The sequence below is a fragment of the Burkholderia guangdongensis genome, assembly GCF_013403875.1.
Classification (GTDB): Bacteria; Pseudomonadota; Gammaproteobacteria; order Burkholderiales; family Burkholderiaceae; genus Burkholderia; species Burkholderia guangdongensis.
Map to the genome: position 1 here is coordinate 53,068 of NZ_JACBNX010000009.1, position 13,986 is coordinate 67,053.

Here is a 13,986-nt window from a genome sequence, read left to right on the forward strand (position 1 = left end):
GCCTCAAGTTTCGCGCGGCGCGGCCGATAAATGGCTGAAGAGACTGAAGACCCGGGCTGAAGACCCGCCACCGGCCGCGGCGAATACCGGTCTTGCCGACTTCGCGGCCGCCACCGGGGCGCGCGCGTCGCCGCGCCGGCCGACATCCGGCGAACGCGGGCCGCCATCGAGACGATTCATGGGCCAGATCACCGTCACTCTGAAGGAAGACACCCTCGCGTCGCTGCGCAAGGAATTCGATGCGTTCGTCCGCGTCACGCAGAAGCTCGACCCGCAGTTCGCGACGCCGTCGTTCGAGGATTTCCTGCGCGCGAAGCTGCTCGACAGCATGGTGCCGCTGACCGAGCACGCGGTCGAGCGAATGCTGAAGGGCGGCAGCTACGCGTGGGCGAAGCGCACGCTGGACAAGGAATTTCCGGACGTCGTCGCGATCCTGATGCGGCAGGCCGGCGAATTCGGCTTCGGCTTCGCGTCGCGCGCCGAATGGACGCCGGAGGAACGCGTGAAGGCGTGTCGCGACTGGGCGCGCGCGATCGTCACCGATGCGCAGGGCGACGCCGCGCTCATCGATCCGCTCGCCGCGCAGATCAAGGGCGCGGTGCAGGATATCCAGGCACTCGAGGAGCAGATGCAGACGCCCGCGTGGCGCCTCGCGGAATCGCTGCGGCAGCGGATCTACGAAGCGAAGCTCGCGTGCGAGATGAGCACCGGCAGCACCGCGCGCGACAAGCTCGGCGAGCTGCGCGGGCTGTTGCGGCTCGGGCTCTCGCACGGCTCGTTCCAGAAGCAGGAGGCGCAGCAGATCCTCGAGTATCTGCGGCTCCTGAAGCCGGAGATCTTCGTCGACGAGCCGGACGACGTCTTCGCGCGCCTCGCCGCGTGGCTGCGCCGCGTGTTCACGGCCCCGCCGCCGGCGCGCGTGGATCCGGCCCGGAACCAGCGGCCGCGCTGAGCGGCCATACTGAGCGGCCACACCGAGCGGCCGCGAAAGCCGCCGGGGCACCACCGCCGCGCCGGGCCGGCGGAACCGCCGGCGCACGACGAAACGAAAACGGCCCGGCCCGCTGCAAGCGAAACCGGGCCGCCCGACCACCACCGGCACGACGGGCCTTCCGGGGCGACCGTCATGCCGGCGACGGGACCGGCACTTACTGCGCGGCGCCTTGCGCCGACGCCGAGCCCTTCAAGCCGACCGACGCACCGCCCTGCAGCGAGGTCGCGCTGTCGAGCGCTTCGCCCGCCTTCGCCTTCGCGCCGCCGACGACGTCGCCCGCGGTTTCCTTCGCGCCCGCGACGTGGTTCTTCGCGGCGCCCGCGACGTGCTTCACGTGCTTCTTCACCGAATGGACCGCACCCGATGCGGTGTCCTTCGCCGATTCGGCCGTCGAACTCAGCGCGTTCGTCGCGCCGCCGACCACGTTGCCCGCTGCCGCGCCGACACCGCCGACCGCATTGCCGACACCGCTCACCGCGCCGCCGACGAGGCCGCCCGAACCGGCGGCGTTCGCGCCGGCGCCGGCCTGCGCACCCGCGCCCACGCCGAGCAGCGGCGTCTGCACCTGCGCACCGACGCCGGCCGAACCCTGTGCGCTCGTCTGCGCGAAGGCGGCCGTTGCAAACGCGGTCATCGCGGCACCGATCAGCATCGTACGAATCTTGGACATGGCTATTCTCCTCAGGGAAGTTGTTGACGCGGACCGCATCGGCGCGGCCCGTCGCATTTCCCGCCGCGATATGCGGCAGGTACGGCTAGAGACCGGGCGTTCGCGTTCAGGGTTCTCGAATCTCGCGGACTGTTACGTACCGTTTCAATTGCTGACAAATAGCTCACAGTATTTGACACTCTTACGCGCGGCGCCGGTTGACGGCCGCCGTGCATGCCATGTAAGCGCCCGCTCGCAACGCCGGCCGCGGTGCCTTATGATGCGAACCGTTCCGATTCGCGCAGTGCGCACCCTTTCGTCATGCCCAACCTGGATTTCAAGCTGACCGGCGAGTTCGTCGAGTTGCACAGCCTTCTCAAGATCACCGGCCTCGCGGACAGCGGCGGCACCGCGAAGATGATCGTCGCGTCCGGCGCGGTGAAGGTCGATGGCGCGGTCGAGCTGCGCAAGACCTGCAAGATCCGCGCGGGCCAGGTCGTGCTGCTCGGCGACACGCGGATCGCGGTGCACGAGGCCTGACCATGTCGCACTCCGGTCTCACGCGGACGGCCACCGCGCCGCCCTCCCTCTCCCGTCACGCAGCCGACACCGCGCGCCTCGCCGCGCCGCTCGCGATCGCCCAGCTGTCGCAGATGGCGATGAGCGTCACCGACACCGTGCTGCTCGGCGCGCTCGGCCCCGACGCACTCGCGGCCGGCGGCCTGGGCGCGAGCCTGTTCTTCGTCGTCGTGACCGTGCTGCAGGGCGTGCTGTCGTCGGTGAGCGTCAGCGTCGCGCACGCGCGCGGCGCGCAGGCCGACGACCGCGTGCCGCACATCTACTGGACCGGCGTGCTGCTGTCGGTGCTGCTCGCGGTGCCGGCGATCGCCGTGCTGTCGTTCGCGGAACCGCTGCTGCTGCTGTTCCACGAGCCGCCCACGCTCGCGCACAACGTCGGCGAATACGCGGCCGTGCTGCGCTTCGCGGCGCTCGGCAGCCTGATCGGCGTCGGGCTGATGCGCGCGTTCCTGCCCGCGATCGGCGCCGCGAAACGGCTGCTGTGGGTGTCGATCGCGACGGTCGGCATCAACGCGGTGCTGAACTACGGGCTGATCCACGGCGCATTCGGGTTGCCGCGGCTCGGCTTCCTCGGCTCCGCGGTCGCGACGACGATCACGATCTGGCTCACGACGCTCGCGCTCGTCTGGCTGCTGCACGGCCGGCGGCGCTTTCGCCATTTCGTGACCGCCGCGCGGCCGAAGCTGCCGCTGATGGGCGAGCTGCTCGGCATCGGCTGGCCGGTCGCGATCACGTACGGCGTCGAGTCGACGCTGTTCCTCGCGACCGGGCTCACGATCGGCGTGCTCGGCGAAGCCGCGCTCGCCGCCCACCAGATCGCGCTCAACGTCGCGGCGACCGCGTTCATGGTGCCGCTCGCGATCGGCCAGGCGGCGAACGTCCGCGTCGGCTACTGGGTCGGCGCCGGCGAGCCCGTCGCCGCGCGCCATGCGGGCTTCGTCGCGCTCGGGCTCGGCGTCGCGTTCATGTCGATGTCGGGGCTCGCGATGACCATCGCGCCGCATGCGATCGTCGGCCTGTACCTGAACCTCGACGATCCGGCCAACGCCGGCACCGTATCGCTCGCCGCGTCGCTGCTCGGGATCGCGGCGGTGTTCCAGATCGTCGACGGCATGCAGGCGGTCGGCTCCGGCTGCCTGCGCGGGCTGAAGGACACGCGCGTGCCGATGGTCGCGGCGATCGTCGGCTACTGGGGGATCGGCTTTCCGACCGGCTACTGGCTCGCGTTTCACGTCGGCTGGGGCGCACGCGGCCTCTGGTGGGGGCTCGCGGCCGGGCTCGCGAGCGTCGCGCTGCTGATGGCCTGGCGCTTTCACCGCAAGAGCGCGTCGCTCGTCACGGCCGCCTGAACCAGCGGCGCAATTCCTTCGGCGGCGCTATCCTAGCGCCAGTTCAGGCCAACAAGGAGCGCATCATGAGCGAAGCAGTGCGGATGGAACGCGACACGTTCGGCGAGATCGCCGTCCCCGACGCCCGCCTCTGGGGCGCGCAGACGCAGCGTTCACTGCAGAACTTCAGGATTTCGACGGAAAAGCAGGCGCCCGAGCTGATCCACGCGCTCGCGATCGTGAAACGCGCGGCGGCGTCGGTCAACGTCGCGCTCGGCGTGCTCGCCGACGACAAGGCGAAGGCGGTCATCGCCGCGGCCGACGAGATCATCGCCGGCATGCATCCGGGCGAATTCCCGCTCGCGGTCTGGCAGACCGGCTCCGGCACGCAGACGAACATGAACCTGAACGAGGTGATCGCGAACCGCGCGAGCGAGATCCTCGGCGGCGTGCGCGGCGAGGCGCGCAAGATTCATCCGAACGACGACGTGAACCGCGGCCAGTCGTCGAACGACGTGTTCCCGACCGCGATGCACGTCGCGGCCGCGATCGCGATCGCGAACCACCTGCTGCCCGCGCTGCGCACGCTGCGCGCGACGCTCGACGGTAAGGCGCGCGCGTTCGCCGACATCGTGAAGATCGGCCGCACGCATCTGCAGGATGCGACCCCGCTGACGCTTGGCCAGGAATTCTCCGGCTACGTCGCGCAGCTCGACCAGGGGATCCGGCACGTCGAATCGGCGCTGCCGCATCTGTACGAGCTCGCGCTCGGCGGCACGGCGGTCGGCACCGGGCTCAACGCGCATCCGGAGTTCGCGACGCGCGTCGCGGCCGAGATCGGCCGTCTCGCCGGGCTGCCGTTCGTGACCGCGCCGAGCAAATTCGAGGTGATGGCGGCCGCCGATGCGCTCGTGTTCGCGCACGGCGCGCTGAAGACCGTCGCCGCGAGCCTGATGAAGATCGCGAACGACGTGCGCTGGCTCGCGAGCGGGCCGCGCTGCGGGCTCGGCGAGCTGTCGATTCCGGAAAACGAGCCGGGCAGCTCGATCATGCCGGGCAAGGTGAATCCGACGCAGTCCGAAGCGGTGACGATGCTGTGCTGCCAGGTGTTCGGCAACGACGTCGCGGTGAACTTCGGCGGCGCGAGCGGGAATTTCGAGCTGAACGTGTTCCGGCCGATGATCGCGCACAACGTGCTTCAGTCGGTGCGGCTGCTCGCGGACGGCGCGCAGAGCTTCAACGATCACTGCGCGGTCGGGATCGAGCCGAACCTCGCGCGGATCGACGCGCTCCTGAACGAATCGCTGATGCTCGTGACCGCGCTCAATCCGCACATCGGCTATGACAAGGCCGCGCAGATCGCGAAGAAGGCGCACAAGGACGGCACGACGCTGAAGGCCGCCGCGCTCGCGCTCGGGTTTCTGACCGAAGCGCAATTCGATGCGTGGGTGCGGCCCGAACAGATGATCGGGGCGCGCTGACGGCCCGTTCGTACGCATCGGTACGCATCGGTGCGCATCGGTGCGCGGCGCCGCGCGCCGATGCGCGCGGCCTGACGCGCCGTGCTCAGGCCTTCGCCACGTCCTCGGGCTTCATCGCGTCGATCTTGTCGAGCGCGGCCTTCACGTTCGTCGCGTATTGCGCGAGCCGCTTCTGCTCGTCGGTCTCGGGCGCGAACGGCGGGACCGGCACCGGATTGCCGTTTTCATCGACCGCGACGAACACGACGAGGCAGTCGGTCGTCTGGCGCAGCACGCCGCTTTTCGGGTCGCCCGCGTGCACGGACACATGGATGTGCATGCTCGTGCGGCCGGTCGCGACGACGCGCGCCTTCAGCTCGACGAGGTTGCCGACGAGGATCGGCCGCTGGAAGCGGATGTTGCCGACGCTGACCGTCACGCAGTAGCGGCTCGACCAGATCGCCGCGCACGCGTATGCGACCTCGTCGATCCATTTCATCAGCGCCCCGCCATGCACCTTGCCGCCGAAGTTCACGGATGACGGCTCGGCGAGGAAACGGAACACGGTCTCGGTACGGTCGAGGGCGGCGGTAGGCGTGGCGGACATCGTGGCTCCAAGCTCGGCGAGGGCGGGAAGCGCCCGATTATACGTGGCAGTGATTCGGGGCAGTGCGTCGCGCGGCGCTCGCTCAGCGATGGAACGTGACGCCTTCGTCGATCACGCCGTACATGTCGATGCTGCCGCTGCCGGCGCCGGTGGCCGGGCCGCCCTGCGCGCAGGCCGCACACAGCAGCGCCGCCGCGATCACACTCAAAATCGTCTTCATCGTCGAATACCGTCGCGCAACGCGCCGGCTTCACTGCCGACGCGCGTCCATTCTACGCGCGACGCCCGCCGGCCGGCAGCATTCGACGTTTCGGTTCGCGATGAAACGTCGGATGCACGCAGCGCCTACACTGGCAGTCATCCGCCCGACCGGGACCAAGACCGAGACCGAGATGAAACGCCCCCCACGCTCACTACGTTCGCTGCCATGACCGATTCCGACCCGAACCGCTTTCCCGGCCTGAGCCGCATCGGCGCGCTGCTCGCCGACCCCGGCCGCGCCGCGATGCTGTGGGCGCTGATGGACGGCAGCGCCCGCCCCGCCGGCGAACTGACGCTGATCGCGGGGCTGTCGCCGTCCGCCGCGAGCGCGCATCTCGCGCGGCTGACCGACGGCGGACTGCTCGCGCTCGACGTCCGCGGCCGCCATCGCTATTACCGGCTCGCATCGTCCGACGTCGCCGCGTCGCTCGAGGCGCTCGCGAACGTCGCGCGCGCGGCCGCGCCGCAGCGGCCGGTCCCGCCGCCCGCGCACGGCGTGCCGGCCGAGCTGCGGCATGCGCGCACCTGCTACGACCACATGGCCGGCGAGCTCGCGGTGCGTATCTACGACGGCCTCACCGCGCGCGGCTGGCTGCACACGAACGGCGACTCGCTCGACGCGACCGACGCCGGCGTGGCCGGTTTCGCGCACTGGGGCATCGACGTCGGCGCGCAACGCGCGCGCCGGCGCCGCTTCGCGTGCGGCTGCCTCGACTGGAGCGAACGGCGCCCGCACCTCGGCGGCGCGCTCGGCGCGGCACTGCTCGACAGCTTCTGCACGCACGGCTGGATCGAACGCACCGCGCGACCCCGCGTGCTGCGCGTGACGCCGGCCGGGCACCAGACGTTCGACGCATGGCTGTCGCCCGCATGACGGCAGGCGCCCCCGGACAAGTTTTGTTACAGGGCAACGCGGTCGTCTTACAAAACACAGACCCCTGATACAGACCCAGCGGATAGAGTGGAATCGGCGGTGCGAATCGACGCGCCGCAATAACGAGATAACGACGAAGACGCTCACCATGGCCCATCTGCTCACCCTCAAGCGCACCGCGCATGCGACCCTCGTCGCGCTCGCGGTGCTGGCCGCCCTGCCGCCCGCATTCGCGCAGTCGGCCCCGCCGTACCCGGCGGCCCGGCAGCCCGGCGGCGACCCGCCCGGGCGCGTCGCGCGGCTCGACTACCTGTCCGGCGCGGTGACGACCGAGCCGGCGGGGACCGACAGCTGGGCGTACGCGGCCGTCAACCGGCCGCTGACGACCGGCGACCAGCTCTGGAACGACGCGGGCGCGCGCTCCGAGCTGCACATCGGCTCGACCGCGGTGCGGCTCGGCGACTCGACGAGCGTCTCGATCCTGAACCTCGACGACACGACGACGCAGTTGAAGGTCGGCCTCGGCACGCTGTCGACGCACGTGCGGTCGCTGCCGCAGGGCGCGTCGTACGAGATCGACACGCCGAACCTCGCGCTCGGCATCACCGGCCCCGGCGACTACCGCGTCGACGTCGCGCCGAACGGCCAGAGCACGACGGTGACGATGCGGCGTGGCAGCGCGACGGTCTACGGCGACAACGGCCAGTTCCCGCTGTCGCCCGGCCAGCAGATCGTGTTCACCGGCACGAACCTGCAGGTCGCGCAGCAATCGCCGGCGCCGGGGCTCGATCCGCTCGACCAGTGGGCGGCCGGCCGCGACGCGGCCGAGGACCGTTCGGTGTCCGCGCGCTATGTGTCGCGCGACATCCCCGGCTACGAGGATCTCGATGCGAACGGCGCGTGGCGCCAGGACCCGACCTACGGCGCGGTGTGGGTCCCGAGCGACGTGCCGCAGGACTGGGCGCCGTACCACGATGGTCACTGGATCTGGCAGGCGCCGTGGGGCTGGACCTGGGTCGACGACCAACCGTGGGGTTTCGCGCCGTACCACTACGGGCGGTGGGCGTACGTCGACGACAGCTGGGCGTGGGTGCCGGGCCCGGTCGCCGTCAGCGAGCCGCCCGTCTATGCGCCGGCGCTCGTCGCATTCGTCGGCGAAGGCGGCGAAGGCCCCGACTGGAACGTCGCGCTGACGGTCGGCGGCGTCGCGGCTGCGGGCTGCGCGTGGTTCGCGCTCGGCCCGGGCGAGGCGTGGCATCCGGGCTGGGGCGGCTGGAGCCCGCACTACTATGACCGCGTGAACCGCAACATCGTCGTGAACAACGTCAACGTGACGAACATCACGAACATCAACAACATCCACAATACGTACATCAACTACCGCGCGCCGCACGCGATCACCGCGGTGCCCGCGACCGCGTTCGTGCACGGCCAGCCGGTCGCGCGCTTCGCGCAGCACGTCGATCCGCAGCAGTGGCGCAACGCGCGTGTGATGTCCGGCGCGCCGGGCATCGCGCCGGTGCGCCAGAGCTTCACCGGCGAGCTGCGCAACGCGGCGTTCCGGCCGCCCGCCGCGATTGCGCAGCGCCCTGTCATCGCGACGCGCAATCCGGTCGTGCCGGCCGCGTACCGCGATCAGGCCGCCGCGCATCTCGCCGCGCAGGGCGCGGCGCGCGTGCCCGGCGCCGGCGCGCCGGTCGTGAAGACGACGGCGCCGCCCGACTACACGCCGCGCCCGGTCCGCGTGCCCGGCAATCCGCAGGGCGCCCACTGGGCGATGCGCGACGTGCAGCTCGTGAATCCGCACGGTCCGGTCGTGCAGCCTTCGCGCGCGCCCGAAGGCCGGCCCGGCACGCCGGCGCCCGCGTTCGGCGCCGCGCAGCGGCTCGGGAACGGCGCGCTGCCGAACGTCCCGCGGCCGATGAACGGCGAGGCACCGCGCGCGAACGTCGCGCCGGGCTTGCCGCATCCGCCCGCGCTCGGCAATGCGCCCGAAGCGCATGCGCAAATGTCGTCACCGTCGCCGTCGTGGATGCAGCCGCACGCGCCGATCGAGCGTCAGCGCGCGCAGTCCGGCCCGTCCGGCGCTCCGCAGACGCTTCATCCGCCGGGACAGAACGCGCTGCCGCCGGTGCGCAGCGCGGCGCCCGAGATGCCGGCGCCGCGACAGGCCGAGATCCCGCATCCGCAGCCGCACGCCGACTATTCGGCGCCGCGTCCGCAGCCTCAGCCGCGCCCCGACTATTCGGCCCCGGCACCGCGTCCGCGCCCCGAGTACTCGGCACCCGCGCCGCGCCCGGAATATTCGCCGCCGCGGATGGAACCGCGCCCGTCGATGCCGGCGCCGCGAATGGAAGCCCCGCACCCGGCGCCCGCGCCACGCATGGAGGCCCCGCGAATGGAAGCCCCACGCCCGGCGCCCGCGCCGCGCATGGAGGCCCCGCACAACAACCCGCCTCCGCAGCAGCACGAAAACAGCCGCGACGACCGCCGGCACGCATAAACGCGCCCGTGGATGAACGAACGGCCCGACCGGGTGCAAACCCCGCTCGGGCCATTTTTTCGCGCGTGGCGACGAAGCGTGAACAATGCGCGAACAATGCGCGGACGAAGCGCGGACGAAGCGCGCCGGCGCGCGGATCAGACCGCCATCGGCGCGGTCAGCGGCGTGTGGTGCCGATAGCCGACGAGCGAGAAATCGGCGGGCACGACCTTCTCGAGCCACTCGGGCTCGTAGACGCCGGTGCGCGCGTAATCGGGCACGCGCTCGGCGAGCTCGAGCTTCGGGCTCTCGTACGGCTCGCGCGTGAGCTGCTCGCGCAGCATGTCGAGCTGGTTCTCGTAGATGTGCGCGTCGCCGATGAAGTAGCTGAACCAGCGCGGCGTGTAGCCGGTCAGCCGGCCGACCAGCGCCAGCAGCGCCGCGCCCTCGGCCAGGTTGAACGGCGTGCCGAGTCCGACGTCGTTGCTGCGGATGTACAGGCACAGCGAGATTTCGCGCTTCGTCGCGTTCGGCAGAAACTGATAGAGCAGATGGCACGCGGGCAGCGCGATCTCGTCGAGCACGGCCGGATTCCATGCGTGGAACAGGATGCGGCGATCCGCCGGGTTCCGCATGATCGTGTCGAGGCACTGGCGAAGCTGGTCGATCGCCTTGTAGAGCAGCACCTTCTGCACGCCGCCCTCGTCGAAGCGCGTGACGATCCGGTAGCCGCGATGCGTCGCGTCGGCGACCTGCGCGTGCTCGCGCGCGTCGAGCACCTTGTAGCCGGGCCACTGGCGCCACTGCACGCCGTACACGTCGCCGAGGTCGTCGACGCCGCGCCGGTACGGATTCGCGAGCCACTGCGCGTTCTCGTTCGCGTTCGCGTCCCAGACCTTGCAGCCGAGCGCGCGGAAATCGGCCGCGCTGCGCGAGGCGCGCAGAAAGCCGACGAGTTCGCCGATCGCCGACTTGAACGCGAGCTTCTTCGTCGTCACGGCCGGAAAGCCTTCCTGCAGGTCGAAGCGCAGCATCGCGCCCGGCATGCTGATCGTGCGGATCCCCGTCCGGTTTTCCTGCCAGCTGCCGGTGTCGAGGATCGTGCGAACGAGATCGAGATACTGTTTCATGCGGGTTCCTTCGGCCGGGACCACGGCCAGACCCGCCATTCTAGCAAGCGCGCCGCGAAGGCTCAGCGGGCGCCGGCGGCACGAAGCCGTCGAAGGTGTCGCCGCGATCGCGCATCCCGTGCGCGCACATCAGCCGGTACAGCGTCACGCGCGACACGCCGAGCTCGCGCGCCGCATCGGCGAAACGTCCGCGATGCCGCAGCAGCGCCTGCTCGATCACCTGCCGCTCCGCCGCCTCGCGCGCCTCGACGAGCGATACCGGCGCCAGCGCCGCATAGTCGCCGAGCTCGAGATCGGCGGCCGTGATCATCCGCCCTTCCGACATCACGATCCCGCGGCGCACGCGATTGATCAGCTCGCGCACGTTGCCGGGCCACGCGTAGCCGTACAGCGACGCGATCGCGTCCGGCGAGAAACCGCGCAACCGGCGGTGCGCGTCGCCCTGGAAACGCTCGAGCATGTGGCGCGCGAGCACCTCGATATCCTTGCCGCGCGCGCGCAGCGGCGGCTCCTCGATCTTCAGCACGCAGAGCCGGTGATACAGATCCTCGCGAAAACGCCCGTCGCGCAGCGCCGCCTCGAGATCGATGTGCGTCGCGCAGATCACGCGCACGTCGATCGGCACCGACGCATGGCCGCCCAGCCGCTCGATCTTTCCTTCCTGCAGGAAGCGCAGCAGGCTCGCCTGGCTGTCGAGCGGCAGATCGCCGATTTCGTCGAGAAACAGCGTGCCGCCCTGCGCGCCCTCGACGCGGCCGATCTTGCGTTGATGCGCGCCGGTGAACGCGCCGCGCTCGTAGCCGAACAGCTCGGCCTGCAGCAGCGTCGACGGAATCGCACCGCAATTGATCGCGACGAACGGCGCGCTCGCGCGCGGCGAGCGCTCGTGAATCGCGAGCGCGGTCAGCTCCTTGCCGGTGCCCGACTCGCCGGAGATGAACACCGGCGCGTCGGTCGTCGCGACGCGACGGATCATCTTGAAGAGCGCGAGCATCGCGTCGCAGGTGCCGACCATCTCGCCCTCGCTGCGCCCCTGCCCGGCAGGTTGCGGCGCAGGCTCGGTCAGCGTGACCATCCCGTAAGCGTGGCCGACCGTCTCGACGATGCGCGTCATCTCGTACGGCACCGTCACGTAATCGAAGCAGTAGTCGCGAATCAGATGCCGCAGCATGGCGTCGGCGAGCTGGCCGCGGCTCGTGGCGGCGATCCAGCCGACCTGCGGAATCGTCAGACACGGTTCGAGCTCGCGCAGATCGGCCGGCCGATAGCCGGCCGCGAAATCGAGCAGCCCCGCCGTCGCGACGCCGCGCTGCGCGGCGCGCCGCACGTCCCGCGCGCTCGCCGCGAGATCGACGCGCCAGCCGCGTGCGTCGAACTGGCCGCACAGCGCGGTGTCCGGTTCGCGTGAAAAATAGATCACATGCCGTGCGTCGGCGTCCATACCCTCACCCCGTCCTCGTAGAACCAGCGATTCATTTGTGCCACGCGCCCGGATGGCGCACGCAAAACGCGAATCGAATCCCATGTCCCGGCCAGATTCGCTGCGTCACGATCGATCGGGCATCGATCGCGCAGCACCTCGAACGCAACGCGCGTCAGAATCGCGGACTCTATCGGGTCTCTTCGTCGATTTTTTTTTGGACAAGTCGGCGTGCATCCGCACACCAAACGAACAACGAGATATCGGGACAGGCACGCTCACACATGAAACGCGCGACACGTGCTTATTCTTCTGTTCATATTGCGTGTCGCCACGCGTCCGCCCCGACTGAAGGCACGCCGCCATTGTCATCCATGAAGCGATTCGCTTGAATCCGCAGTAGTCCTCCCCCCCCTCGTTTCAGCTCTGAAACATTTTTCCCGCATCTTTCGGCGCGATTCCCAACGACAAATAGAGAATCGCAAGCACGACAAAGGTTTCGGTTCGGTGGCATGTATTTCGCTCGACACCCGGGCACACCGGAGATACGCCATGCGAAACCTCGCTCGTCTTTCCTTCGCCTCGATGGCCGTCGCGCTCGCACTCGCGTCGCTGCCGCTCGTGGCGAGCGCGCAGGACGCCGTGCAAGCGGACGCGTCCGGCATCGACTCGTCGACGTCGCTCGCGATCGACGCTACGTGGATGAAGCGTTATACGCCGCTCGACGAAGACACGCTCGACCAGCAGCGCGGTCGCGCGCCGGGCTTCGTGACGATCGCGACGACACCGCAGATGGCGAACGGCACGTCGGTCACGCTGTGGGACGAAATCGCGCCGCCCGCGCCGGCGCCGGTACCCGTCGACGCGCAGCGCGCGATGCAGGGCAACAGCGCGAGCTACACGCGCAAATAGGGGACGACGATGAACGCTCAGCGACCTGTCCCCGACTTCGCCGCCACGCGACGGCATGCGATGCGCGCGACGGGCAACATCGCGCTCGACGTCGGGCTCGCGATCGCGCTTTGCATCGGACTCCTCGTCGTCGCGCTCGGCGTTGCCTGCGCGCAGGAACAGGTCGCGAATCCGGGCGACATCATCGTGCTGCGCAACGTCACGCCGCGCATCGCGTATCGGCCGGTGCCGACCAGCGACGACCCGGTGGTCGTGCGCGCGACAACGTTTCCGGCCAACACGTTCGATCCGATGATGGCGACGATGGTCTCCGATCTGGACCTGACGAACGCGCATGGCTCGAGCGGCGTCGCGCCCGACGGGGTGATCGGCGGCGGCGCGGGCATGCAGGCGATCACGCGCGTGCTGACGGGCGACGCCACGGGCGGCGCGATCGTGCACGGGCCGCTCGCGGGCGCCGGACCGGCGGCCGGTATCGGCGGCATCGGCGGCGTCGTGTCGGGCGCCGTGACGAATGCGCTCTCGCCCGTCACGAGCGCGCTCGGAGCGATCAAATGAACGCGCGTCAATCACGCGCGGCCGATCGCGCACCGTACACATCGCACGCTGCACATGCGGCACATGCTGCACAAGCGGCACACGCGGCACACGCGGTGCATACAGCACATGCAGCGCGGCTCGTGCGCGCGACGCTCGTCGCGCTGTGCGCCGCGGCGGCGGTCCCGCACGCATTCGCACAAAACGTGCCGCTGGTCGGCGGCATCGCAACGATAGAAACCGGCGTCGCCTACGGCGCGACCGGCGCGGTCGCGGTCAACGAAACGGCCGGACTCGACAACGTACAGGGCAATCAGATGGTTTTTGGCATGGGCGCGCCCGGCGCCGGCTCGATCGTATCCACGCAGGCCGCCGTCGCGACAGCCCGCGCGGGCGAGACGGCCGCGCACATCGAGGGCTCCGCGTTCTCGAACGTCACCGGAGCGGTGATGGTGAATCAGAGCGCAGGGGTGGGCAATCTTCAGCGCAACAGTGCCGTTCTCGGCACGCTGGGCGCCGAAGTGCAGGCTGTCTCGGATACCGAACTATCCGAGACAGCAGCAAGACAGAGTGGACTGGGACTACCGGAGGGCGGGCGGGATAGGCCCGAAGTGTCGATCAGCAGCGACGCTTTCAAGCATATCAGCGGCATCGTACAAGTCAACCAGACCTCCGGAGCCGGTAACGCTACGGCAAACGTTTTTGTGCTCCGTCCCCCGGCGGGCACTCTTTTTAATTAAGTCATCGCCTTAA

15 protein-coding genes are annotated in these 13,986 nt (G+C 69.9%); 9 read left to right on the plus strand and 6 right to left on the minus strand.

Translation table 11 applies throughout. The annotated features are described in order from the left end of the window. Positions 1-3: 3 nt before the first annotated feature. A complete protein-coding gene (locus tag HZI36_RS10390) occupies positions 4-180 on the minus strand; it encodes a hypothetical protein (protein ID WP_179402564.1) in 177 nt (58 codons plus the stop codon). On the opposite strand from HZI36_RS10390, the gene HZI36_RS10395 reads away from it, so the two are divergent. After that, positions 179-952: a DUF4088 family protein gene (locus HZI36_RS10395; RefSeq protein WP_179402565.1), complete on the plus strand. Its 774-nt coding sequence runs from the start codon at positions 179-181 to the stop codon at positions 950-952. The two genes, HZI36_RS10390 and HZI36_RS10395, sit on opposite strands and share 2 nt — an antisense overlap. A 196-nt stretch (positions 953-1,148) precedes the next feature. On the opposite strand, the gene HZI36_RS10400 is transcribed toward HZI36_RS10395, so the two are convergent. Continuing rightward, positions 1,149-1,664, minus strand: a complete 516-nt coding sequence (locus tag HZI36_RS10400) for a hypothetical protein (RefSeq protein WP_179402566.1) — start codon at positions 1,662-1,664, stop codon at positions 1,149-1,151. A gap of 300 nt (positions 1,665-1,964) precedes the next feature. Here HZI36_RS10400 and HZI36_RS10405 point away from each other — a divergent pair, with 300 nt between their 5' ends. From HZI36_RS10405 to fumC, 3 genes are all read left to right on the plus strand, one after another. Then, complete coding sequence (locus HZI36_RS10405) at positions 1,965-2,183, plus strand: RNA-binding S4 domain-containing protein (RefSeq protein ID WP_179402567.1); 219 nt, start codon at positions 1,965-1,967, stop codon at positions 2,181-2,183. A gap of 2 nt (positions 2,184-2,185) precedes the next feature. After that, entirely contained in the window at positions 2,186-3,571 is a 1,386-nt protein-coding gene (locus HZI36_RS10410) for an MATE family efflux transporter (RefSeq protein WP_179402568.1), read from the plus strand. Between the two features lie 65 nt (positions 3,572-3,636). Further along, on the plus strand, positions 3,637-5,031 hold the full coding sequence (gene fumC, locus HZI36_RS10415) for a class II fumarate hydratase (protein WP_179402569.1): 1,395 nt from the start codon (positions 3,637-3,639) through the stop codon (positions 5,029-5,031). Positions 5,032-5,116: 85 nt separating this feature from the next. Here the strand turns inward: fumC and HZI36_RS10420 are convergent, their stop codons facing one another. Beyond that, positions 5,117-5,617 (minus strand): acyl-CoA thioesterase, encoded by a 501-nt coding sequence (locus tag HZI36_RS10420; RefSeq protein ID WP_179402570.1) that lies wholly within the window; start codon positions 5,615-5,617, stop codon positions 5,117-5,119. 82 nt (positions 5,618-5,699) lie between these two features. Then, on the minus strand, positions 5,700-5,837 hold the full coding sequence (locus tag HZI36_RS10425) for a hypothetical protein (protein WP_179402571.1): 138 nt from the start codon (positions 5,835-5,837) through the stop codon (positions 5,700-5,702). A 207-nt stretch (positions 5,838-6,044) separates the two neighbouring features. On the opposite strand from HZI36_RS10425, the gene HZI36_RS10430 reads away from it, so the two are divergent. Beyond that, positions 6,045-6,752, plus strand: a complete 708-nt coding sequence (locus tag HZI36_RS10430; RefSeq protein ID WP_179402572.1) for an ArsR/SmtB family transcription factor — start codon at positions 6,045-6,047, stop codon at positions 6,750-6,752. Between the two features lie 148 nt (positions 6,753-6,900). Beyond that, positions 6,901-9,255: a DUF6600 domain-containing protein gene (locus tag HZI36_RS10435; protein WP_179402573.1), complete on the plus strand. Its 2,355-nt coding sequence runs from the start codon at positions 6,901-6,903 to the stop codon at positions 9,253-9,255. Between the two features lie 137 nt (positions 9,256-9,392). Here the strand turns inward: HZI36_RS10435 and HZI36_RS10440 are convergent, their stop codons facing one another. Both HZI36_RS10440 and HZI36_RS10445 read right to left on the minus strand, forming a co-directional pair. Further along, positions 9,393-10,364, minus strand: a complete 972-nt coding sequence (locus HZI36_RS10440; RefSeq protein ID WP_179402574.1) for a thymidylate synthase — start codon at positions 10,362-10,364, stop codon at positions 9,393-9,395. Between the two features lie 40 nt (positions 10,365-10,404). Continuing rightward, positions 10,405-11,805 carry a sigma-54 dependent transcriptional regulator gene (locus HZI36_RS10445; RefSeq protein WP_179402575.1) on the minus strand — a complete coding sequence of 467 codons (1,401 nt, stop codon included), beginning with the start codon at positions 11,803-11,805 and terminating at the stop codon, positions 10,405-10,407. Between the two features lie 531 nt (positions 11,806-12,336). Here HZI36_RS10445 and HZI36_RS10450 point away from each other — a divergent pair. From HZI36_RS10450 to HZI36_RS10460, 3 genes are read left to right on the plus strand one after another with little or no spacing between them, the layout of a single operon-like run. Then, positions 12,337-12,696, plus strand: a complete 360-nt coding sequence (locus tag HZI36_RS10450; RefSeq protein WP_179402576.1) for a hypothetical protein — start codon at positions 12,337-12,339, stop codon at positions 12,694-12,696. A 9-nt stretch (positions 12,697-12,705) separates the two neighbouring features. After that, positions 12,706-13,254, plus strand: a complete 549-nt coding sequence (locus HZI36_RS10455) for a hypothetical protein (protein WP_246327036.1) — start codon at positions 12,706-12,708, stop codon at positions 13,252-13,254. After that, entirely contained in the window at positions 13,251-13,973 is a 723-nt protein-coding gene (locus HZI36_RS10460; protein WP_246327037.1) for a hypothetical protein, read from the plus strand. The genes HZI36_RS10455 and HZI36_RS10460 overlap by 4 nt, the downstream gene beginning before the upstream one ends. Positions 13,974-13,986: the final 13 nt, after the last annotated feature.